The organism is Oxalobacteraceae sp. CFBP 8761 (genome assembly GCA_014841595.1).
In the GTDB taxonomy this organism is placed as follows: Bacteria; Pseudomonadota; Gammaproteobacteria; order Burkholderiales; family Burkholderiaceae_D; genus Telluria.
Window position 1 is genome coordinate 272,262 of record JACYUE010000003.1, and the last position, 21,032, is coordinate 293,293.

The following is a 21,032-nucleotide window of genomic DNA, read 5'->3' on the forward strand; positions in this document are numbered from 1 at the left end:
GGGAACGCCGGCGCGTGCCAGTCGATACGTCGTATTTAGTTGGCCAGCGCAACGTGCATCCGTTGCAGCTTGGCGCGAACCGAGGTATCGAGCACTTCGTCACCGACGACCACGCGCACACCACCGATCAGCGAAGGATCCACTGTTACCGTTGGGTTGAGCTTGCGGCCAAATTTCTTTTCCAGCGTGGCGACCAGCTGCGCCAGCTGGTCGGCCGAGATCTCGAACGCGCTATGGATCATCGCATCGGCAGCGCCCTCGTTCGCGTTTTTCAGGAGCGCAAACTGGGTGCTGATCTCGGGCAGCAGGTTGATGCGGCCGTTCTGGGCCAGCATCGCGATAAAGTTCTTCGCTTCAGCATTCAGCGGCGACTTGACCAGGGACGCAATCGTGTCCGCCAGTTGTGCGTGCGTGACGATCGGGTTGCTGGCGAAGGTCTGCACGTCGGCACTGGCGCCAATCTGGCCCAGTTCCGACGCGATGGCCGAGTACGCGTTCATGTCGCCGGTTTGGGCGACACGGAACAGCGCTTCGGCGTAGGGGCGGGCGACGGTTGCGAGTTCTGCCATGATCAGAGCTCGGTCGACAGTTGCGACAGCAGGTCGGCGTGGGCCGCTGCGTTCACTTCACGCTTCAGGATCTGCTCGGCGCCGGCGACCGCGAGGGCGGCAACCTGGCCACGCAGTGCTTCGCGTGCGCTGTTGACTTGCTGCTCGGCGTCAGCCTTGGCGGCGGCAACGATACGCGCGCCTTCATCGGCGGCAGTACGCTTGGCTTCTTCGATAATCACAGCAGCGCGCTTTTCAGCGTCGGTGATGCGTTTCTGGACTTCGTCACGGGCGCCAGCCAGTTCGGTCTGGACACGCTTCTCAGCAGCAGCCAGATCGGCCTTGCCACGGTCAGCAGCAGCCAGGCCACTTGCAATCTTCGCGGCGCGCTCATCGAGCGCCTTCATCAGTGGCGGCCACACGAATTTCATCGTGAACAGTGCCAGGATGAAGAAGACCACGAACTGAGCAAACAGGGTTGCATTAATGTTCACGGTTTTTTCCTTCTTACAGAAACACGGATGCCGAACCAGGAATGGTTCGGCCCTTCAAGACATCGAGAGCCGATGGCTTAGACGACTGGTGCGACGAATGGGTTGGTGTACGCGAACAGCATAGCGATACCAACACCGATCAGGAATGCAGCGTCGATCAGACCAGCCAGCAGGAACATCTTAGTCTGCAGGGTGTTCATCAGTTCTGGCTGACGTGCGCTGGCTTCCAGGTACTTACCGCCCATGATCGCGATACCGATACAAGCACCGATAGCGCCCAGGCCGATGATCAAACCGCAAGCCAGTGCAACAAAAGAAAGGTCAGTCATGTGTAACTCCAAAAGTTAAATTGAAAACTAGATTAAAAACTACAACTTCTTTACAACCACTATCTTGTTCGATGCTTGCGGCGCCGATCAGTGGCTATCGTGAGCCTGACCGAGGTACACCAGCGTCAGCATCATGAAGATGAATGCCTGCAGGAGTACGATCAGGATGTGGAAGATCGCCCAGATGGAACCGGCAATGACGTGGCCAACAAAACCAAAGATGGTGGCCGATCCGCCCAGCAGTGCGATCAAGAGGAACAGCAGCTCACCGGCAAACATGTTGCCGAACAGTCGCATACCGAGCGACACCAGTTTTGCTGCGTATTCAATGATGTTCAGGAGCAGGTTGAACGGCGCCATCCAGATACCGAACGGTGCTGCGAACAACTCGTGGATCCAGCCGCCCAGGCCCTTGATCTTGATGCTGTAGTAGAACATCAGCGCCAGCACACCCAGAGCGATGCCCATCGGGCCATTCAGGTCAGCGGTCGGTACCACGCGATGATACGGGAAGATATGTTCCACACCAAAGAAAGCAAATGCCCACGAGAACATGTCGACTGGCAGCAAGTCCAGCGAGTTCATCAGCGCAACCCAGACGAATACCGTCAGAGCAGCAGGGGCGATGAAGCTGCGATCGCCATGGACGATCGACTTGGCCTGGTCATCGACCATTTCAAACAGCATTTCGACGAAAGCCTGGAAACGACCTGGCACGCCAGCGGTGGCTTTGCGCGCGGCAGACCACATCACCAGGCAACCGGTGATGCCCATGGCGATCGACCAGAACATGGTGTCGTAGTTGATGATCGAAAAATCAACCGGACCTACCTGGTGACCGTTCGACAGGTGACCAAGGTGGTGCTTGATATATTCTGATGCGGTGGGCGCGTGCGCTGCGCCGTCAATTGGAGTCGCCATGTCGTCAATGCCTAAATAATAAGATGATGTAACTTTTCAGCGCCACGATGAACCCGACGATCAATGCCAGCCAGTTCAGATCGCGGTACAGCCACGCCGTCGCGCCCAGAAGCGCCAGCGTCAATGCAATCTTTACGAATTCCCAGATGAAAAATGTCGCGGGACTTGCTCGTCCACTCGCGGACGCCGCAAACAAGCGCACTGCCATGATCCCGTTGGGTACGACACAACACAAACCACCCAGCACAGCCGACACCATCGCAGGCCATCCCCCCAGAAGCGCGGCAATGATTCCGGCGACGACTGTTGCAATCAATTGCAGGGAAACGATGCGCAGCATATTTTTTGGTCTTCTCGCTGCCGCTATGGACGTACTACGTGGTGGTAATTACATGAATCGCCGGAATTATAAGTGGTTATACGGATGTGAGTCAAACGATTCCCTACTTATAACTGCTCTGTAAAGATGACGAAAATGTGACACGTTGCTGGTGGATAGCGCATTATTTTCAACAACTTAACGCCAGATGGTGTAGGCAGTGGTTGTCACATTGCAGGGTAGCCGGGTCACCGGCTACCCTGCCTGCAACCCCCTGCCGGTCAGCCGCGCAGGCGCGCCAGCACCCCATCTAGGATGTCGAGGTCGGCGAAATCGATGATCATCTGGCCCCTGCCCTTCGGGCCCATCTTGAACACGACCGGGGTGGCAAGCTTGTCCGACAGCTCTTCTTCGAGCCGCACGATGTCGCCCGACTTGTCTTTCGCACGGGCGGCTTGCGCGGGGGCGTTGTGTTCATCGAGCGCGCGCGTAACGAGTTTTTCCGTTTCGCGCACCGACAGCCGCTTGGCAATGACCTGGTTGGCCAGCGTGATCTGGTGGGCGCTGTCGACCGCCAGCAAGGCACGGGCGTGCCCCATGTCGATGTCGCCGGCCATCAGCATCGTCTGCACCGGCGGTGCGAGGTTAATCAGGCGCAGCAGGTTCGATACCGCACTGCGTGAGCGGCCTACCGCGCCGGCCGCCTGTTCGTGCGTGAAATTGAAGTCCGAAATCAGGCGGTTGATACCCTGCGCTTCTTCAAGCGGGTTCAGGTCTTCGCGCTGGATGTTCTCGATCAGCGCCATCGCGGCTGCAGCCTGGTCGTCGACGTCGCGCACCAGCACCGGGATTTCATCCAGGCCGGCCATCTGCGCCGCGCGGAAGCGCCGTTCGCCGGCGATGATCTCGTAAGGTGTGCTGCTACCCGGCGGCAACGGGCGCACGAGCACCGGTTGCATGATGCCCTGGGTTTTGATCGATGCGGCCAGTTCCGACAGGCTCACTTCGTCCATGCGCGTGCGGGGCTGGTACTTGCCGGCCTGGATCTGGGTCACGGCAAGCACGGACGGCGTGTTCGGCGTGGCCGGTGCGGCGTCCAGGTCGCCGCCAAGCAGGGCGTCGAGGCCGCGGCCCAGTCCCTTGAGTTTTTTGGTTGCCATCTCTTTGTCAGCTTTGTGATTGATTACATGGTCTTGATACGCTGGACCATCTCAGCACCGAACGCGATATACGCCTGGGCGCCTTTCGAGGACGGATCGAACGTCACGCCGGGGATGCCGTACGACGGCGCTTCGGCCAGCCGCACATTGCGCGGAATGATCGTCTTGAACACCTTGTCGCCGAAATGCTGCTCGAGCTGGCCCGAGACCTGCTGCGACAGGGTCATGCGCGGATCGAACATCACGCGCAGCAGACCGATGATCTTCAGGTCGGTGTTCAGGTTGGCGTGCACCTTCTTGATCGTGTTGACCAGGTCGGACAAGCCCTCGAGCGCATAGTATTCACACTGCATCGGGATGATCACGCCGTCTGCGGCGCACAGGCCGTTCAATGTCAGCAGCGACAGCGCGGGTGGACAGTCGACCAGGATGAAGTCGTAGTCATCGGCCACCGCAGCCAGCGCTTCCTTCAGGCGCCGCTCGCGGTTCTCGAGCGCGACCATCTCGACTTCGGCGCCAGCCAGCTCGCGGTTGGCGGGCAGCACATCGAAGCGCCCTGCTTCCGAGCGCACGCGCGCCGTGGCCACATCGGACTCGCCCAGCAGCACCTGATAGATCGACGCTGCCAGCTCGGCCTTGTTGATGCCAGCGCCCATCGTGGCATTGCCCTGCGGGTCGAGGTCGACCAGCAGCACGCGCTGGTCCAGTTTGGCCAGGCCTGCGGACAGGTTGACGCTGGTGGTGGTCTTGCCTACTCCACCCTTCTGGTTCGCAACGCAAAAAATCTTCGCCATCTTTTCCTTTCCTGGATGCGACTACAAGGCATCATATCGTTCATACGATAAAACCGTTTCATTGGTTTATATAAGATAAACGATATAAACTGTTTATACGGTTAATACAGATAGTACGATTAGTACAGTTAGTATAATTTATATGGTATGTACTATTGGTAGCTTTTAGGCGGCTCGCTCGATGAATACCAAGTGTCGCTCTGCCTGCAGTCTTGGCACCCATAACGGTTGCAGATCCACGACTTTCCAGTCCTGTGGCAAGCGCTCGCGCTCCTCGCTCGGCGCCACGCCTTTGAGCGCGATGAATTTGCCGCCGTCGGCCAGCAGATGGCCCGACCAGTTGACGAAGTCGGACAGATCGGCAAACGCACGCGAGGTGATCACGTCGAATGGTTCGCTCACGACCAGGTCCTGCACTTTCATCGTGTGCACGCTGACGTTGGTCAGCTTCAGCTCTGCCTTCACCTGGTTCAGGAATGCGGTTTTCTTGTGCACGGTGTCGATCATCGACACGTTCATGTCCGGTCGCACGATGGCAAGCACGATGCCGGGCAATCCGCCCCCTGCTCCTACATCCAGCACATTGCGGGCATCGGCAAATGCCGGCACTGCCGCAAGCGAGTCGAGCAGATGGTGCGTGACCATCTGCTGTGGATCGCGCAGCGACGTCAGGTTGTAGACAGCATTCCACTTGTTCATCAGCGCCAGATAGCCCATCAGCTTGGTCTGCTGCTCGGGCGTGATGGCCAGCGTCATGTCCTTGATGCCCTGGTCCAGCACGGCCGCCAGTGCATCGTGATCGAAGTTGTATTTCATTCGGCCACCTCGGCTGCGGCAGTTGCAAAGCCTTTGGCGCCCCGTTTTTTCAGCGTCACCAAGAGCAGCGAAATCGCGGCCGGGGTCACGCCCGAAATGCGCGAGGCCTGGCCCAGGGTTTCAGGCCGCTGCTTGTCGAGCTTCTGGCGCACTTCGAACGACAGCGCTTCGATATCCAGATAGTTCAGGTTCTCGGGCAGCTTCATGTTTTCGTAGTGATCGTGACGCTCGACTTCACGCGCCTGGCGATCGATGTAGCCGGAATATTTAAGTTGAATCTCGACCTGCTCTTTGACAGCGGGATCCTCAACGCCGGGACCGGCCAGGCTCTGCCCTTCGAGACCACGCATCGTCATCAAGGTGTCGTAGTTCACGCCCGGTCTGCGCAGCAGATCGGCCAGATTGTATTCGCGCTCAAGTGGCTGGCCGACAATACGCTCCGACTCGGCCGCTGCCAGGATGCGTGGGTTGACCCAGACGGAGCGCAAGCGCTCCAGTTCGCGTGCGACGGATTCGCGCTTGGTCTCGAACGCCGCCCAGCGCGCATCGTCAACCAGACCAAGACTGCGGCCAATTTCGGTCAGGCGCATGTCGGCATTGTCTTCACGCAGCGACAGGCGATATTCGGCGCGGCTGGTGAACATGCGGTATGGCTCGGCTACACCTTGCGTCGTCAGGTCATCGACCAGCACGCCAAGGTACGCTTCCGAGCGACCCGGTGTCCAGGCATCTTTGCCCTGTGTTTGCAGCGCGGCGTTCAGGCCTGCCAGCAAACCCTGGGCCGCCGCTTCTTCGTAGCCGGTCGTGCCGTTGATCTGGCCGGCGAAGAACAGACCCTTGATCGACTTGGTTTCCAGCGACGCTTTCAGGCCGCGCGGATCGAAGTAATCGTATTCGATCGCATAGCCGGGCCGCAGGATGAACGCGTTTTCCATGCCGCGCATCGAACGCACCAGGGCCAGTTGCACGTCGAATGGCAGGCTGGTCGAGATACCGTTCGGATAGAACTCGTTGGTCGTCAAGCCTTCCGGCTCAAGGAAGATCTGGTGCGATTCCTTGCTGGCGAATCGATGGATCTTGTCTTCGATCGACGGGCAGTAGCGCGGACCGACGCCCTCGATCACGCCGGTGTACATCGGGCTGCGGTCCAGCCCGGCGCGGATGATGTCATGCGTGCGCTCGTTGGTGTGCGTGACCCAGCATGGCACCTGCTTCGGATGCATCGCGACATTGCCCATGTACGAGAACACCGGCACCGGATCGAGGTCGCCCGGTTGCTCGGTCAGCAGCGAGAAGTCGATACTGCGGCCATCGATGCGCGGCGGTGTGCCGGTTTTCAGGCGGCCTTGCGGCAGCTTGAGTTCCTTCAGGCGCGCCGACAACGAGGTCGCCGGTGGATCGCCAGCGCGGCCGCCGGCATAATTTTGCAGGCCGACGTGGATTTTCCCGTCGAGGAAAGTACCGGCGGTCAGCACAACTGCGCGCGCACGGAAGCTCAGACCCACTTGCGTGACGGCGCCGACGACACGGTCGCCCTCGACGATCAGGTCTTCGACGGCCTGCTGGAACAACCACAGGTTCGGCTGGTTTTCCAGGCGCGAGCGAATCGCTGCCTTGTACAGTACGCGGTCGGCTTGGGCGCGGGTGGCACGCACGGCCGGCCCCTTCGATGAATTCAGGATCCGGAACTGGATACCCGCCTCATCGGTGGCAATGGCCATCGCGCCGCCGAGGGCATCGACTTCCTTGACTAGGTGTCCTTTGCCAATGCCGCCGATCGACGGATTGCAGGACATCGCGCCCAAGGTTTCAATATTGTGCGTCAGTAGTAGGGTCTTTTGACCCGTGCGTGCTGAGGCGAGTGCAGCTTCGGTGCCGGCATGGCCGCCGCCGACGACGATGACGTCGAATTCAGTTGGAAATAGCATGATGGGATGTGAGGCGAGGAGACTAATGCGCGATTATAGATTCTTTTCCAGCGCCTGATTCTTCGACCGCCAGAAAACGACGAATTTTGTTTCACGTGGAACGTCAGTCAAATGAGCTTGACGATTGTTTCACGTGGAACGTCGCGACTATTGAAGCCGGGCTAATCCGGCTTCACGATGTTTCACGTGGAACAATGGGGACTACCAACCCAACTTTGTGAAGGAATCGTAGGCAGTCTTGACAATCAACGCGCTGACGACAAACAGGAAGACCTTGCGCACGAAGCCACTGCCATACTTCATTGCGAGTCGCGTGCCAGTCAGTGATCCTACGATTTGGCAACCCGCCATCATCAGTCCGAGTTGCCACAGAATATGGCCACTGTAACCAAACCACATCAGCGCCGAGAAATTGCACGCCACGTTGACGATCTTCGCCGCGGCTGAAGCACTCAGGAAATCAAAGCCGAAGAAACGCACGAACAGGAAGATCAGGAAGCTGCCGGTACCGGGACCGAAGAACCCATCGTAGAACCCGATTGCTGCGCCAATCCCGATGGCCCAATACCGCTCGGCCAGACCGCTGTGCACCGGAGCGTGCACGGACCCAAGGTCTTTCTTCATGAAGGTGTAGACCGCCACCGCAACGAGGATGACCGGCAACAAGGCGCGGACGAAATCGGCAGGCACGCGCGTAACCGTCCAGGCGCCAGCGAACGACAATAGAAATGCAGCGGCGGCTGCCGGGGCGGCGGTACTCCACGCTACCCGCACGCGCCGCGCGTAATCCACGGCGGCCGAACCTGTGCCGAAGATTGCTGCAAGCTTGTTGGTACCGAGGATGGTTGCCGGCGCTTCTTTCGGCAACAAGGAGAACATCGCGGGAAGCTGGACCAGGCCGCCGCCGCCGACAACGGCATCGACCAGGCCGGCGGCGAACGCGGCGCCGCCGAGCCAAACAACATCAATCATGGAAAGGATTCGGGAGGAGTGCTGAAGCCGCAATTCTACGGCATGCCGTACGTACTTACCTGGCGCTCAAGCGATCGGCGATTTTACGAAGTCGAGAAGCAATGCATTCAGCCGATCTGCACCCGAGAGCTGCAACCAGTGGCCCACACCATCGATGCGTTCATAGCGAAAACCTGCACGACATTGCTCGCGTGAATCGAGCATCTGTTGCTCGCCCAATGCTGGATCGTGCTCGCTCCAGACACCCATCACCGGCACATTGACCGGCAGCCAGGCGCGCGCGGATGACGGCTTGAAATTGGCGCGATAATAATTCAGCGCTGCCGTCAGGCGACCTTCGGGGGAAAGCGCCGCAATCCAGATCTCTTGCTGTTCGCGGCTGCGAATCATTTTTCGTAATGCAGCCCAGTCCCCTGCTTTCAGCAATGCCTCAGCGACTACAGGGGTCTTGAAAACGAGCATGTACCAGAACCGCAGTTTCTGGCCGAGGTTTGAAGAAGCGATTGCCTTGGGATGGCCGACCGACAGGGCGGCATAACGCACGACGCGCTCCGGCGCATGCATGGCCAAGTGCCAGCCAATCAATGCGCCCCAGTCATGACCGACCACGACAGCCTTGTCGATACCCAGCGCGTCCATGAGTCGCAATACATCATCGGCGAGAAACGACACGGCATACGCGCCGACGTCTTGCGGCATATCGGTCTTGCCGTATCCACGCAGGTCAGGTGCAATCACACGCAGACCCGCCGCAGCCAGTTCGGGAATCTGACGGCGCCAGATCTGGTGCGTATCGGGGAAGCCATGGAGCAGGATCACCGGCGGACCTTCGCCAGCTGTCACGTAGTGCATGTTGAGGCCATTGACCTTGGCGTAATGCGACTCGAATTCCATGCGGCTCCCCTTGGCGCTGACTCGATGAAACACAGCTTACCAGAACGTAAACGCCTGTCCAGACCCCACCTGTGGATAAGCAAATGGATATCCACAGGTACGGTTTGTGCAGAACTCGGGTTTTGTACACAAGCAAAAATCTTGTCCAGATTTGCCACCAGGAAGCCGTGTGACTAGTGCACTGCCTTATACGTAGTGTAAGTCGATGATTTTGTTCTTGTTAACCAGGTTGTCCACAGAAGGTGGTGTCCCTTACTTATTACTATCAATGTTGTATACAGTTATTGGTTGTAAACCTGAGATGCCTGTTTCAAAAAAAATTTTCTGTGCGTGGCAGATCGCAACAACCCGGTCACTGCAAGCCGGCTTTCAGGTCTGTGGAGAACCCAATGCATATCCACAGGATGGAATGTGCAAAAGCCCGTTTTTTTCAACCGTCCGCAAATCTGTTCACCTTCGCTGCACTTTGAGCACAAGGGTTCTCCAGTCAGTTTGAAACTGGGTAAACCGTTGAAGTTGTGGAAAAATCCGGACTTATCCACACAATCAGCCGCGTTTACTATTACTACTATTTTGTATACAAGCTTTTAAGTAAACAAACTGCATAACTTGCGCACTGGGCATCTTCGGCCAGAAGCTCGGCTGAACATCGTTCTAAAGACGTTTTTCAAAAAAAAAAACGCAGCCGCAAAAAACGGTAGCAATCTGAGATTGCCAATCAGCATTAATCACTGACAACCAGCTTTCAAGCGCCAACGTCCTGTGGACAAGCGCCTGCATATCCACAGCATCAACTGTGCAGAACCCCGGCTTTTGCCGACAACCAAATTTTTGTCCACGATCCGTACGTGACTCGCGCAGGTGTTGTCCCGCATAAAAAACAGGACTTAACGCGCTGATTCTGTTGAGTAAACGAACCTTATCCACAGAAAATCGTGCGTTTACTTACTACTATTATTTTGTATACAGATCTCTTGATTAAATAAGCAAACAACAGCGCAGCCAAAAAAAAGCGTTTTCCAGAACGAAAAACCAGGGCCGCAAATTTGTCTCCAACGGCTGACAATGCTGTGTACAATCCGGCGCTTATGCACAACGGCCCAGCAAAAAAATGCGTCTAGGCATCATCAGCGCGTTGCACGAAGAACAGGCAGGGCTCGTGGAAGCCTTGCAAGGGCCCTCCACGCTCATTCACGGCAAGCGTGAGTACTTTCTCGGACAGCTGTGGGAAATCGATGCTGTCTGCGTCCTGTCGCGAATTGGGAAGGTTGCTGCTGCCATGACGGCGACAACGCTTGTGGAGAAGTTCGGAGTTACCCACATCCTGTTCACGGGTGTGGCTGGTGCAGGGGACGCGTCGATCCGGGTTGGCGACATCGTGGTGGCTGAATCGCTCGTCCAGCACGACATGGATGCCAGTCCCCTCTTTCCCCGTTTCGAGGTGCCATTGACGGGCCAAACGCATTTTCAGCCGGACGCCCGGCTGTCGCAGCGGGTGTCCAGTGCAGCGCATGCGTTCCTGGACGAGGAACTGACGCATGCGATCGCGCAGACCGACCGTGAACAATTCGGCCTGACGCAGCCGCGGGTACACCGCGGCCTGATTGCCAGCGGCGACCAGTTCGTACATGAGTCTGCGAAGATCGACGCGATGAATGCCGCACTGCCTGGCCTGGTGGCGGTGGAGATGGAAGGCGCTGCGGTGGCGCAGGTGTGTCACGAACTGAACGTGCCGTTTGCCGTCATCCGCGCGATCTCGGACAACGCCAACGAACATGCGGCGCACGACTTCATGGGCTTCGTGAAGACCGTGGCCGCGCAGTACGCATTCCACATCACCCGGCGCCTGTGCCGGGATCTGTCGACAGCGCCGCTCTAGTCCAGCAGCGACTCGGCCGGCATGTAGTCGTAGCCCAGTGCGTGCGCCACGGCCTCGAACGTGACCTTGCCCTGGCAGACATTCAGGCCATGGCGCAGATGGGGATCATCTCCCAGCGCGCGCCGCCAGCCCTTGCCGGCCAGTGCCAGCACGTGGCCGATCGTGGCGTTGTTCAGCGCAAAGGTGGATGTGCGCGCGACTGCGCCAGGCATGTTCGCAACGCAGTAGTGCACGACGCCGTCGATGACGAAGGTCGGATCGGCGTGGGTGGTGGCGTGGGACGTTTCAAAGCAGCCGCCCTGGTCGATCGCCACATCGACGATGACTGCGCCGTTCTTCATCCGTGACACCATGCTGCGCGTGACGAGTTTTGGCGCTGCAGCGCCCGGTACCAGCACCCCGCCGATGACCAGATCCGCCGAGAGCACGGCTTCTTCGAGCGCCTGCGCGTTGGAATGCAGCGTGGCGATGCGGTTGCCATAGACCAGGTCGAGCTGGCGCAGGCGGTCGAGGTTCTTGTCGAGCACCGTCACCCGTGCGCCTGTGCCCACCGCCATCTGCAAGGCATTGGCGCCCACCACGCCGGCGCCGATGATGACGACGTGGCCCGCAGCCACGCCCGGTACACCGCCCAGCAGCAGGCCCATGCCGCCCCGGGATTTTTCCAGGTGCGCGGCGCCCGCCTGGATCGACATGCGCCCTGCCACTTCGCTCATCGGCGCGAGCAGCGGCAAGCCGCCGCCAGGCCCGGTGACGGTCTCATAGGCGATGCAGATGGCTCTTGACCGCACCAGCGCCGCCGTCTGATCGGGATCGGGCGCCAGGTGCAGGTACGTGAAGAGGATCTGGTCTTCGCGCAGCATCGCGCATTCAGCCGCCTGCGGCTCCTTGACCTTGACGATCATGTCAGCCTGCGCAAACACCTCCTGGGCGCTGGCCACGATGCTGGCGCCGGCCGCGACGTACTGCGCATCGGGCAAGCCGATCTCGTTGCCGGCGCCCTGCTGGACGAGCACCTGGTGGCCTTGCGCCACCAGTTCATGCACCGATGCCGGCGTGAGGCCGACGCGGTATTCGTTGTTCTTGATTTCGGTTGGAACGCCTACAAGCATGGTGAGTCTCCTTGTTGTTGGTGTGGTTCCTGCAACTGCTGTTACTGCTCCTGGCGAGAATGCGGGTTAGAAAGCACATCGGCGACCGAAGTCGCCGATGTGGTGTGAATTACAGGCCCAGTGTCATCAGGCTGGCGTTACCGCCAGCCGCCGTCGTATTGACGCAGACGGCACGTTCGGCTACCAGCCGCCACAGATCGACCGCGGCCAGTGGTTCGGTATCGACCACCCCGACGATGGCGCCGCTGCGCGCCGCCAGCTGCGTGCGCAGCGAGCCGGCCAGGCCCGATTCGACCAGGGCGATCGCGAATTCGCCCGCATCGACTTCGTCCTTGCCGATGAAGCGCACGCGCTCCTTGACCGCCTGCGGCAGGTTGGCCGGAATCGCCTCCGGCGACATGGTCAGCACCAGTGCGCGGTTGCCGGTGGCCAGCGCAGCTGCCACTTGATTGAGCAGGCCTGCCGGCGTGCCCGATGCACACAGCACGACGCCACGCGGCGTGAACGACAGGCGATTGCGCTCGCCGGTCGGCCCCGGCAAGTCGATCGCCACGCCATTCAGCGACGTGCGCGCATAGCCTTCGGCCAATGCCACCACGGGTTGCTGGCCGTTCGTGCGCAGCCAGCCGATCAGCGCTTCCAGCGCAACGTCAGCCTGACGGACATGGTCCATCAATGGCGCCGCGCCGCGCTGCAGGCGCTTGATGTACAACGGGCCGCCGGCCTTCGGACCAGTCCCGGATTTGCCCTCGCCACCGAACGGCTGCACACCGACGACTGCGCCGACGATATTGCGGTTCACGTAGATATTGCCGACGTGCGCATGGTTGACGATGTAGTCGATCGTTTCATCGATGCGCGAGTGCACGCCCAGCGTCAGGCCGAAACCGGTGGCATTGATCGACGCGATCACCTTCGGCAGATCGGCGCGGCGGTAGCGCACGATGTGCAGGACCGGGCCGAACACCTCTTGCTTGAGTTCCGACAGCGACGCAATTTCCAGCACCGTCGGTGGCACGAACGTGCCGCAGCTGGTGATGGCGCTCGGCAGCTCGAGCGCGAAGTGGCTGCGCGCCGTGGCCTTCGTGCGTTCGATGTGCGCCAGCAGGTTGCGCTGCGCTTCCGCATCGATGACCGGGCCGATATCGGTTGCCAGGCGATCCGGGCTGCCCACGCGCAGTTCCTGCATCGCACCCTTGAGCATCTTGATGGTCTTGTCGGCGATGTCTTCCTGCAGGAACAACACGCGCAGCGCCGAGCAGCGCTGGCCGGCCGAATCGAAGGCCGAACTCAACACGTCGCCCACCACCTGTTCGGGCAGCGCCGACGAATCGACGATCAACGCGTTCTGGCCACCCGTTTCGGCCACCAGCGGAATGTCGATGCCTTCCTGTTCCGCGCGCTTGGCCAGCGTGCGGTTGATCAGCTGCGCGACTTCGGTCGACCCGGTGAAGATCACACCCTTGATGCGGCTGTCGGCCGTCAGCGCGGCGCCGACGACTTCGCCGCGGCCCGGCAGCAGTTGCAGCGCAGCGCGCGGCGTGCCGGCCTCGAGGAACAGCTCCACCGCGCGGTGGGCGATCAGCGGCGTTTGCTCGGCCGGCTTGGCCAGCACCACGTTGCCGGCGGCCAGTGCAGCCGCGACCTGCCCCGTGAAGATCGCCAGCGGGAAGTTCCATGGGCTGATGCAGCTGACCGGGCCGAGTGCCTGGACGTTTGCCTGGACTCCTGTTGCAGCGCGGATCTGCACCGTGTAGTAACGCAGGAAGTCGACTGCTTCGCGCAGTTCGGCGATCGCGTTCGGCAGCGATTTGCCCGCTTCGCGTACGGCCAGGGCCATCAGCTCGACGCCATGGTGCTCGAACAGGTCGGCGGTGCGCTCCAGGATCGCGGCGCGCCCGGCCGTGCTGGTGGCGGCCCACTCGCCGGCAAAGGCACTGGCCGCTGCCAGCGCGGCGTCGACGTCGGCGCGCGAGGCTTCCTGCACCAGGCCGACGATATCGGCCGACTGCGCCGGGTTGACCACGTTGGCGAGCGGGCCGGCGTCGACCTTTGCTGCGGTCAGGGGCGCGGCGACGTGCCGGCGCTGTTGCGACAGGCCACTCGCCAGCACGCTCAGGATGTCTTCGTTGACCAGGTCCATGCCGGCGGAGTTCTTGCGCTCAGCACCGAACATGTCCACCGGCAGTGCGATCGCCGGATGCGGCTTGCCACCGCTGGCGCGGGCGGCCTCGAACGGATCGGTGATCAGGGTGTTGATAGCAACGCTCTCGTCGACGATCTGGTTCACGAACGACGAGTTGGCGCCGTTTTCCAGCAGGCGGCGCACGAGGTAGGCCAGCAGGGTTTCGTGGGAACCGACCGGCGCGTAAATACGGCAGGGTTTATCGAGGTTCTTGCTGCCCACGACCTGGTCGTACAGCGTCTCGCCCATGCCGTGCAGGCACTGGAATTCGTAGTTGCTGATGTTGCCCAGGCGCGCCCACGTATAGATGACGGACAGCGTATGCGCATTGTGGGTGGCGAACTGCGGGTACAGGATGTCGGCCGCGCCGAGCAGCTTGCGCGCGCAGATCAGGTAAGACACATCGGTGTGCACCTTGCGCGTATAGACCGGATAGCCTGGCATGCCGTCGACCTGGGCGCGCTTGATCTCGGCGTCCCAATAAGCGCCCTTCACCAGCCGCACCATGAACTTGCGGTTGCTGCGCTTGGCCAGGTCGATCACATAATCGATCACGTACGGGCAGCGCTTCTGGTAGGCCTGCACGACCAGGCCGATGCCTTCGAAGCCGGCCAGCTCGGGGTCGAACGCCAGCACCTCGAGCATGTCGAGCGAGATCTCGAGGCGATCGGCTTCTTCGGCGTCGATATTGATGCCGATGTCGTAGCGCTTGGCCAGCAGCACGAGGCTGCGCACACGCGGCAGCAGTTCGTCCATCACGCGCGCCGACTGCGCGCGGCTGTAGCGCGGGTGCAGTGCCGAGAGCTTGATCGAGATGCCCGGGCCATCCTTGATGCCGCGGCCATTCGAGGCCTTGCCGATCGCATGGATTGCCTGCTCGTACGACGCATAGTAATGTTGCGCATCGAGTTCGGTCAGGGCTGCTTCACCCAGCATGTCGTATGAGTAGCGGTAGCCGCGCGTTTCATTCTCGCGGCTGTTTTTCAGTGCCTCGTCGATGGTCTGGCCGGTGACGAACTGGTTGCCCAGCATGCGCATCGCCATGTCGACGCCCTTGCGGATCAGCGGTTCGCCACCCTTGGCGATCATGCGCGTGAGCGCCGAGCCCAGGCCTTGCTCGCTGTTGGTCGACACCAGCTTGCCGGTGATGAGCAGCCCCCAGGTAGCCGCGTTGACAAACAGCGACGGGGATTCGCCCAGATGCTTGCGCCAGTCACCCTTGCTGATCTTGTCGGCGATGAGGCGGTCGGCCGTTTCGCTGTCCGGAATGCGCAGCAGTGCTTCTGCCAGGCACATCAATGCCACGCCTTCTTCCGATGACAGCGAGAATTCGTGCATCAGGGCGTCCACGCCCGACGAGCGGGTGCGCTTTTCGCGCACGGCGGCGACCAGGCGGTGCGCCAGTGCCTGGGCGTCATGGCTGGCGCCCGACCCCTGGGCCAGCAGCCACTGCACCGCCTCGGTTTCATCGCGGCGGTAGGCGGCCGTGATGGCAGCGCGCAGGGGAGTTTGGTCGCGCTTGATTTCAGCGTGAAGAGCGTCGAACGGAACGAAGGTGGAGGCCGGGTGAGCAGCAATCTGCATGGCTATCTAGTCAAAAGAAAAATACACAACGAGGGCCACCGCACAGCAAAAGCGCCGTGCTGTGAGCAACAGCCGGCGCAGATTGGAACTTGGTGGAAATGATTCGATTGTAGAAGGATTTCTTCTGGATTTATTCTGGATTTAACCGATACTGGCAATAGATAGTTTTTGATGCGACAATCTGACCAAATAAAATTTACAAGGAGATGTAGCATGCTGGACAAGATTAGCAAAAAGATTCTGGCCGAATTGCAGAACGACGGCCGCATCAGCAACGTCGAACTGGCGGCGCGTGTCAACTTGTCGCCGGCTGCCTGTCTCGAACGTGTGCGCAAGCTGCACGAATCGGGTTACATCATGGGCTACACCGCCCAGCTCAATCCGCAGTTGCTGGACGTGTCGCTGCTGGTGTTCATCGAAGTCGTGCTCGACCGCACCACGCCTGAAGTGTTCGATGCCTTCAAGCAGAGTGTGCAGATGATTCCCGAAGTGCTCGAATGCCATATGGTGGCGGGCGGCTTCGACTACCTGGTCAAGGCGCGCGTGAAAGACATGGCCGCTTACCGCGAATTTCTGGGCAAGACGCTGCTGCAGAAAGGTGTACGCGAGACGCACACCTATGCGGTGATGGAAGAAGTGAAAAATTCCACCAAGCTGCCAATTCGCTGAGTTAAGGCTGCCCAGCCAGGCCGGTCTTGCTGGTCTGGCCAGTCAGGCGTAGCGCGCCGCGGTACAGAAGGCTGGCAGGTGGCGCCTGCGCGGCCTGACTGGTGGCCTGAGTAGCGGCCTGAATAGCGGCCTGAGTGAGATCCTGCGGCGTAGCGGCGCCGCGGCCTGCTTCGAACGTCACTTTGCGCATCGGGCCCACCCCATCCGGTTCTTCGATGCGCACCGCCATCCTGCTGGCGCTGGCAAGCGCGTCGCCCTCACCGGCTACGGCATCGATCACGAAGCGGTAGCCCGGGCGATTGTCCAGTTGCCCCGTGCCTTCCAGCCTGACCCGGTTGCCGTCGAGCGTGATCCGATCCAGCGTGTGCCCTTTGAATGACGTGCTGCCCAGCAGACGAAACACGAACGGCGTGCCTGCATCTGTCTTGAGCGCGAGTGGCGCTGCCAGCCGGAAGGCTGTTCTGGCAGCCGGCGAATTGACGCCGCTGCCGGGAGTTACGGCCGACTGGAGCATCCCTTCGCCCACCAGCTGCGCGCCGTCGGTAAAGCCCACCCGCACGAACGCAGACATCGTCGTACGCCTGCGCGCCGAATCGGTGACGATCACGGTCGCGCGGTAATCCCCTGCAACGCCATACGTGTATTCAGCCAAGACTGTACCCGCGCCATTGCGCTCGCGCACGACTGCCGGTAGCGGCCCGCTGCCATCGCCCCAGTCGATGGTGGCCGTATGGGTGTCGCGGACATTACGGTCGCGAAATGACAGCGTGAGCCTGGCAAGCTCGTTCTCGCGCAGCGCCGGGATTTGTAGCGGGCCCAGCACCGGCGCATCGGTACCGCCGCCACCGCGGCGCAAAAACACCAGGCCGGCGTTCGATTGGGCAAGGATATCGCCGTTGGCTGCAATACCAAGCCCTTCGGTTACCACCAACCCTGTTGGCGAGTTGTGCAGGCGCAGATTGAGATCGGTCGCCACGCCCGTGCGCGACCAGCGATAGGCGCGGCCTTCGTCGAACATGCCGGAGCGGATCAGGCCCACACTCACGCCATCATCGTTCAGTGCGTTGGCCTCGGACGTGAACATGCCCGCCGGGTGCAGGCTGAGAAAACCGCGCGCGCGTGAGTACCGGAAGGCGCGAAACTCGTTCGTGGTCGGGCCCCGCACTGCGCCGATGACCTCGCCCGTTTCATTGAGTGTCGTGGGATAGGCAGCATTGATGCTGACAGCGGGTTTTCCTGGGCTCGACAAGAAGAAGCCACGGGTTGCCGCGTCGACGATCCGCCAACCGAGAATGTCGCCCTGATTATTGATGCGGATACCATAAGTACTGCGTGCCCCGAACGTTCCCAGATTCGTGGGACGGCCGTCAGCGTTCCAGACCAGCGTGGTCGTGCCGCCATTGACAGCGCTGCCCGAGCCGACGACGGCATCGAGATCGTTGATGCCGTAGGCAGCGCCTGGAACGAAGCCGCTGACGCCGGGCAGTGATGACAGGCGGTTTGCCGACGTCCAGCGCACTGCACGCACGCTGCTGTTGTCGCTGGACGTGGCAGACAGACCCGCGATCTGGCCATGTTTGTTGATCGCGTCCAGGGAGGCGTATTCGCGCGCATTGAGCGACGGTAGCACGACCCGGCCTCTTGTGGCCGACCAGCGCAGCGGCTGGTAACGCAGGCCGCCGGGACTCTGTGCGTCGAGGAAGCGTGCGTTGAAAATCACCTCACCTTGTTCGTTCAGACCGCCGACAAACGTACGCTCATTACCTGGAGGACTGATATCGACAATGCGATCGCCATTGAAAAACGCCACCTGCGTGCGACCGTCCGGCCCCGGGTACTCGAATGCCGCCTGCCCACGTGCATTGACAAAGCCGTTGTAGCTCGTTGGTGCGGCGAGATTGACGATGCTGTAGATGTCACCACCACTGCGCCCGGCATCAGTGGTGTCATCCTCGGCAGCGGCTGTAGCGCGGCCTGAAGCCGCAAGCATGAGCAGCAGAATGATCCCAAACCCACCGAACTGGCCCGTCGATAAATGGCGCATTGTCATCTCTCTATCTCCCTGTAGGCGCGTATGCGGTATGCACGGCGCATGCCCATTCTGGAACGTGACGAATCATTCAGGATGAGCTAGCGCAAACCCGGTGACGGATCTCGCGCAAAATGGATTTGGGAATTGCATGGTAGGCAGAGCCACCAAGCAAGGAGGTTGGCGTACAGGTAAGAAGGGAGACGCGACTGCGCCATCCCCGGTGACAACGTATCAGACGACCTTGCGCACGCCGCCTTTAGAAGCGCTTTCGGCCATGCCTTCGAGGTTCTTGCGCAGCCAGCGGTGCGCCGGGCTACGGCCGTCGCGCTCGTGCCACAGCATGTCCAGGTGGACGGCCGGCAGCTGGAGTGGCAATTCTTTCCAGATCAGGACATCGGCCATGCCGGTCGAGACCAGCAAGTGCTTCGGCAACACGGTGATCAGATCCGAGTTGGCCACTACCCGGCCAGCCGTGAAGAACTGGTTCACCGTCAGCAGGATGCGCCGTTCGCGGCCCATCTGGCCCAGTGCCTCGTCCACCAGGCCATGGGCGCGGCCCGAAAAGCTCACCAGCAGGTGGTTTGCCTTGCAATACGTGTCGAGATCGAGCTTTTCCTTGGCCAGCGGGTGATCCTTGCGCATCACGCACACGTACACGCCTGAATACAGTCGCTCGTGGCGAATCGGCGAGCCGGTTTCATACGACAACTGGGCTGCCACCCCCGGGAAAAAGCCCACCGCCAGATCGATGTCGCCGCGCAGCAGCATTGGCCGCGGTTCGCGCGTGGTCAGCGGCACCATGCGGATATTCACGCCCGGTGCCTCGCCTTCGATCGAGCGCATCAGTGACGGCAGCCACAGGGCAGCGGTCGCGTCGGCCATCGCCATCCGGAACGTTGCCTGCGCCTTGGAGACGTCGAACGTTTCCGGCATCACGGCCGCTTCGAGGGCCGCCAATGCCTGGCGCACGGCCGGCCACAGCGCTTCGGCGCGCGGCGTCGGTTTGACGCCGTAGGCGGTGCGGATCAGGAGTTCGTCGCCCAGGCTTTCGCGCAATCGCTTGATGGCATTCGAGACCGCAGGCTGGGTCATGGCCAGGTGGCCGGCAGCGCGCGTCAGGTTTTGCTCGGTCATGACGGCATCGAACACGCGCAGCAAATTCAGGTCAAGCGTCAGAAAGCTCATGGAATTCAGGATAAAACTGTCGTGAATACAAGTGTACCTCAACTCATTCACAAACAGTATAAGTGCCATCAGCGATGGGAATTAGATTTATATGTTGCGATGCACTAGAGTTATCCACAATTATAGAACGAGTACATCATGTCTTCCACCGCTACCCTAGTTCAAGCCGCCAGCGCGGTGCCATACAGCCTGTTGTTCAGCCTGACCATCTATTTCGCCCTGTTCGGCGGTATCGCCTTGTTTTTCCGTCCCCTGCTGGTTGGTATTGGCCGCGCGCTGTACCTGACGGTATGTCCACGTCCGAGCAAATCGGCCTGAAGTCGAAATCAGCCTGACGTTTATGCATCGCTGACTTACTCCCCTTCGCTGAACGCGGCACCGGACACGGTAGCCGCGTTTTTTTTCGCCTGCAGGTTCGTATTCTGGCAAACCACTCTTAACTCTCTTGTTCATGATGGTGACTTGGTGTTATCCGGTTTTACCCGGGCTCAAAATGTGACAAAGTTCACATAGAATTACATTATCTAAAATTTTTTAATCGAACATAATAAATTTTTAGCGTCAGTTGCTGCAAATAGCTGCTATGAACTAATCAGTTTAAGAGATTTTAGTAGATATCTGGCATGCGCAGATTCAATACGTAATGTAGAAGAATATAATTGAAGTTAGATCATGATAGGTAAACTAACCAGCAAGATGCCAGCTATTCAACGTAGTTCACATTCTCTATAATTTATATAAAAACTATAAGTAACAAATTGAGCGGCGCAAAATTTACTACTGAAAGTACAAGATAAAGGTAACCATGTAGAACGTTGGAGGGGCAACCAGGATGCGACGCGAATTCAATACGCGAGCGAACGCCGCCAGCGGATCAAGTCAGCTGGCGGCGTAGGGGTGTCACGAGGGAGAAGTGAGCCGACAGGGGGCGTCGGCCAGAGAGGCGATCAGGCAGCCGCTTTGTCGGCCGTCAGACGTTCGTACTTGATGAGGAGTTCTTCGCGCGATTCGCGCCAGGCCGGGTCAAGCGGGATGCAAGCGACCGGGCACAGGAGTTGGCACTGCGGTTCTTCAAAGTGACCGACACACTCGGTGCACTTGTTCGGATTGATCTGGTAATACTCGTCGCCCATCGAAATGGCATCGTTGGGACATTCGGGTTCGCAGACGTCGCAGTTGATGCAGTCGTCGGTAATCAGGAGGGCCATGGT

20 protein-coding genes are annotated in these 21,032 nt (G+C 59.9%); 3 read left to right on the forward strand and 17 right to left on the reverse strand.

All coding sequences use genetic code 11. From position 1 onward, the window contains the following. Positions 1–35 precede the first annotated feature (35 nt). From IFU00_19160 to IFU00_19215, 12 genes are all read right to left on the reverse strand, one after another. The gene (locus IFU00_19160; protein MBD8544399.1) at positions 36–569 is read right to left on the reverse strand and encodes a F0F1 ATP synthase subunit delta; all 534 of its coding nucleotides are present in this window, start codon (positions 567–569) and stop codon (positions 36–38) included. A gap of 2 nt (positions 570–571) precedes the next feature. Further along, entirely contained in the window at positions 572–1,042 is a 471-nt protein-coding gene (locus IFU00_19165; GenBank protein MBD8544400.1) for a F0F1 ATP synthase subunit B, read from the reverse strand. 77 nt (positions 1,043–1,119) lie between these two features. After that, the gene (atpE, locus tag IFU00_19170; GenBank protein ID MBD8544401.1) at positions 1,120–1,371 is read right to left on the reverse strand and encodes a F0F1 ATP synthase subunit C; all 252 of its coding nucleotides are present in this window, start codon (positions 1,369–1,371) and stop codon (positions 1,120–1,122) included. 87 nt (positions 1,372–1,458) lie between these two features. After that, on the reverse strand, positions 1,459–2,292 hold the full coding sequence (atpB, locus tag IFU00_19175; GenBank protein ID MBD8544402.1) for a F0F1 ATP synthase subunit A: 834 nt from the start codon (positions 2,290–2,292) through the stop codon (positions 1,459–1,461). Positions 2,293–2,296: 4 nt separating this feature from the next. Further along, positions 2,297–2,632 carry an ATP synthase subunit I gene (locus IFU00_19180; GenBank protein ID MBD8544403.1) on the reverse strand — a complete coding sequence of 112 codons (336 nt, stop codon included), beginning with the start codon at positions 2,630–2,632 and terminating at the stop codon, positions 2,297–2,299. 260 nt (positions 2,633–2,892) lie between these two features. After that, positions 2,893–3,771 (reverse strand): ParB/RepB/Spo0J family partition protein, encoded by an 879-nt coding sequence (locus IFU00_19185; GenBank protein ID MBD8544404.1) that lies wholly within the window; start codon positions 3,769–3,771, stop codon positions 2,893–2,895. Positions 3,772–3,794: 23 nt separating this feature from the next. Continuing rightward, positions 3,795–4,565 (reverse strand): ParA family protein, encoded by a 771-nt coding sequence (locus IFU00_19190; protein ID MBD8544405.1) that lies wholly within the window; start codon positions 4,563–4,565, stop codon positions 3,795–3,797. Between the two features lie 165 nt (positions 4,566–4,730). Further along, entirely contained in the window at positions 4,731–5,381 is a 651-nt protein-coding gene (gene rsmG, locus IFU00_19195) for a 16S rRNA (guanine(527)-N(7))-methyltransferase RsmG (protein ID MBD8544406.1), read from the reverse strand. Further along, a complete protein-coding gene (mnmG, locus tag IFU00_19200; protein MBD8544407.1) occupies positions 5,378–7,309 on the reverse strand; it encodes a tRNA uridine-5-carboxymethylaminomethyl(34) synthesis enzyme MnmG in 1,932 nt (643 codons plus the stop codon). The genes rsmG and mnmG overlap by 4 nt, the downstream gene beginning before the upstream one ends. 201 nt (positions 7,310–7,510) lie before the next feature. Further along, the gene (locus tag IFU00_19205) at positions 7,511–8,281 is read right to left on the reverse strand and encodes a TSUP family transporter (protein ID MBD8544408.1); all 771 of its coding nucleotides are present in this window, start codon (positions 8,279–8,281) and stop codon (positions 7,511–7,513) included. A 66-nt stretch (positions 8,282–8,347) separates the two neighbouring features. Beyond that, positions 8,348–9,175 carry an alpha/beta fold hydrolase gene (locus IFU00_19210; protein MBD8544409.1) on the reverse strand — a complete coding sequence of 276 codons (828 nt, stop codon included), beginning with the start codon at positions 9,173–9,175 and terminating at the stop codon, positions 8,348–8,350. Positions 9,176–9,829: 654 nt separating this feature from the next. Further along, a complete protein-coding gene (locus IFU00_19215; protein ID MBD8544410.1) occupies positions 9,830–10,102 on the reverse strand; it encodes a hypothetical protein in 273 nt (90 codons plus the stop codon). Between the two features lie 184 nt (positions 10,103–10,286). Between IFU00_19215 and IFU00_19220 the strand changes: the two genes are divergently transcribed. After that, complete coding sequence (locus IFU00_19220; protein ID MBD8544411.1) at positions 10,287–11,054, forward strand: 5'-methylthioadenosine/adenosylhomocysteine nucleosidase; 768 nt, start codon at positions 10,287–10,289, stop codon at positions 11,052–11,054. Here the strand turns inward: IFU00_19220 and ald are convergent. Together ald and putA are read right to left on the reverse strand one after the other, a co-directional pair. Continuing rightward, positions 11,051–12,166, reverse strand: a complete 1,116-nt coding sequence (gene ald, locus IFU00_19225; protein MBD8544412.1) for an alanine dehydrogenase — start codon at positions 12,164–12,166, stop codon at positions 11,051–11,053. The genes IFU00_19220 and ald overlap by 4 nt on opposite strands. A 109-nt stretch (positions 12,167–12,275) precedes the next feature. Then, the gene (gene putA / locus IFU00_19230; GenBank protein ID MBD8544413.1) at positions 12,276–15,935 is read right to left on the reverse strand and encodes a trifunctional transcriptional regulator/proline dehydrogenase/L-glutamate gamma-semialdehyde dehydrogenase; all 3,660 of its coding nucleotides are present in this window, start codon (positions 15,933–15,935) and stop codon (positions 12,276–12,278) included. Between the two features lie 213 nt (positions 15,936–16,148). Here putA and IFU00_19235 point away from each other — a divergent pair, with 213 nt between their 5' ends. After that, entirely contained in the window at positions 16,149–16,604 is a 456-nt protein-coding gene (locus tag IFU00_19235) for an Lrp/AsnC ligand binding domain-containing protein (protein MBD8544414.1), read from the forward strand. A 1-nt stretch (position 16,605) separates the two neighbouring features. On the opposite strand, the gene IFU00_19240 is transcribed toward IFU00_19235, so the two are convergent. Both IFU00_19240 and IFU00_19245 read right to left on the reverse strand, forming a co-directional pair. Next, positions 16,606–18,648 carry a hypothetical protein gene (locus IFU00_19240; protein ID MBD8544415.1) on the reverse strand — a complete coding sequence of 681 codons (2,043 nt, stop codon included), beginning with the start codon at positions 18,646–18,648 and terminating at the stop codon, positions 16,606–16,608. Positions 18,649–18,867: 219 nt separating this feature from the next. Beyond that, positions 18,868–19,821 (reverse strand): LysR family transcriptional regulator, encoded by a 954-nt coding sequence (locus tag IFU00_19245; GenBank protein ID MBD8544416.1) that lies wholly within the window; start codon positions 19,819–19,821, stop codon positions 18,868–18,870. A gap of 138 nt (positions 19,822–19,959) precedes the next feature. On the opposite strand from IFU00_19245, the gene IFU00_19250 reads away from it, so the two are divergent. Continuing rightward, positions 19,960–20,139 (forward strand): hypothetical protein, encoded by a 180-nt coding sequence (locus IFU00_19250; protein ID MBD8544417.1) that lies wholly within the window; start codon positions 19,960–19,962, stop codon positions 20,137–20,139. Between the two features lie 629 nt (positions 20,140–20,768). Here the strand turns inward: IFU00_19250 and IFU00_19255 are convergent. After that, entirely contained in the window at positions 20,769–21,029 is a 261-nt protein-coding gene (locus IFU00_19255; GenBank protein ID MBD8544418.1) for a YfhL family 4Fe-4S dicluster ferredoxin, read from the reverse strand. Positions 21,030–21,032: the final 3 nt, after the last annotated feature.

Bases quoted from the DNA above. Each gene is read 5' to 3' on its own strand.
- IFU00_19255 (MBD8544418.1), bottom strand. From the start codon at position 21,029: ATGGCCCTCCTGATTACCGACGACTGCATCAACTGCGACGTCTGCGAA.
- IFU00_19245 (MBD8544416.1), bottom strand. From the start codon at position 19,821: ATGAGCTTTCTGACGCTTGACCTGAATTTGCTGCGCGTGTTCGATGCC.
- IFU00_19180 (MBD8544403.1), bottom strand. From the start codon at position 2,632: ATGCTGCGCATCGTTTCCCTGCAATTGATTGCAACAGTCGTCGCCGGA.
- mnmG (MBD8544407.1), bottom strand. From the start codon at position 7,309: ATGCTATTTCCAACTGAATTCGACGTCATCGTCGTCGGCGGCGGCCAT.
- rsmG (MBD8544406.1), bottom strand. From the start codon at position 5,381: ATGAAATACAACTTCGATCACGATGCACTGGCGGCCGTGCTGGACCAG.
- atpE (MBD8544401.1), bottom strand. From the start codon at position 1,371: ATGACTGACCTTTCTTTTGTTGCACTGGCTTGCGGTTTGATCATCGGC.
- ald (MBD8544412.1), bottom strand. From the start codon at position 12,166: ATGCTTGTAGGCGTTCCAACCGAAATCAAGAACAACGAATACCGCGTC.
- IFU00_19160 (MBD8544399.1), bottom strand. From the start codon at position 569: ATGGCAGAACTCGCAACCGTCGCCCGCCCCTACGCCGAAGCGCTGTTC.
- IFU00_19240 (MBD8544415.1), bottom strand. From the start codon at position 18,648: ATGCGCCATTTATCGACGGGCCAGTTCGGTGGGTTTGGGATCATTCTG.
- atpB (MBD8544402.1), bottom strand. From the start codon at position 2,292: ATGGCGACTCCAATTGACGGCGCAGCGCACGCGCCCACCGCATCAGAA.
- IFU00_19205 (MBD8544408.1), bottom strand. From the start codon at position 8,281: ATGATTGATGTTGTTTGGCTCGGCGGCGCCGCGTTCGCCGCCGGCCTG.
- IFU00_19210 (MBD8544409.1), bottom strand. From the start codon at position 9,175: ATGGAATTCGAGTCGCATTACGCCAAGGTCAATGGCCTCAACATGCAC.
- putA (MBD8544413.1), bottom strand. From the start codon at position 15,935: ATGCAGATTGCTGCTCACCCGGCCTCCACCTTCGTTCCGTTCGACGCT.
- IFU00_19185 (MBD8544404.1), bottom strand. From the start codon at position 3,771: ATGGCAACCAAAAAACTCAAGGGACTGGGCCGCGGCCTCGACGCCCTG.
- IFU00_19235 (MBD8544414.1), top strand. From the start codon at position 16,149: ATGCTGGACAAGATTAGCAAAAAGATTCTGGCCGAATTGCAGAACGAC.
- IFU00_19250 (MBD8544417.1), top strand. From the start codon at position 19,960: ATGTCTTCCACCGCTACCCTAGTTCAAGCCGCCAGCGCGGTGCCATAC.
- IFU00_19220 (MBD8544411.1), top strand. From the start codon at position 10,287: ATGCGTCTAGGCATCATCAGCGCGTTGCACGAAGAACAGGCAGGGCTC.
- IFU00_19190 (MBD8544405.1), bottom strand. From the start codon at position 4,565: ATGGCGAAGATTTTTTGCGTTGCGAACCAGAAGGGTGGAGTAGGCAAG.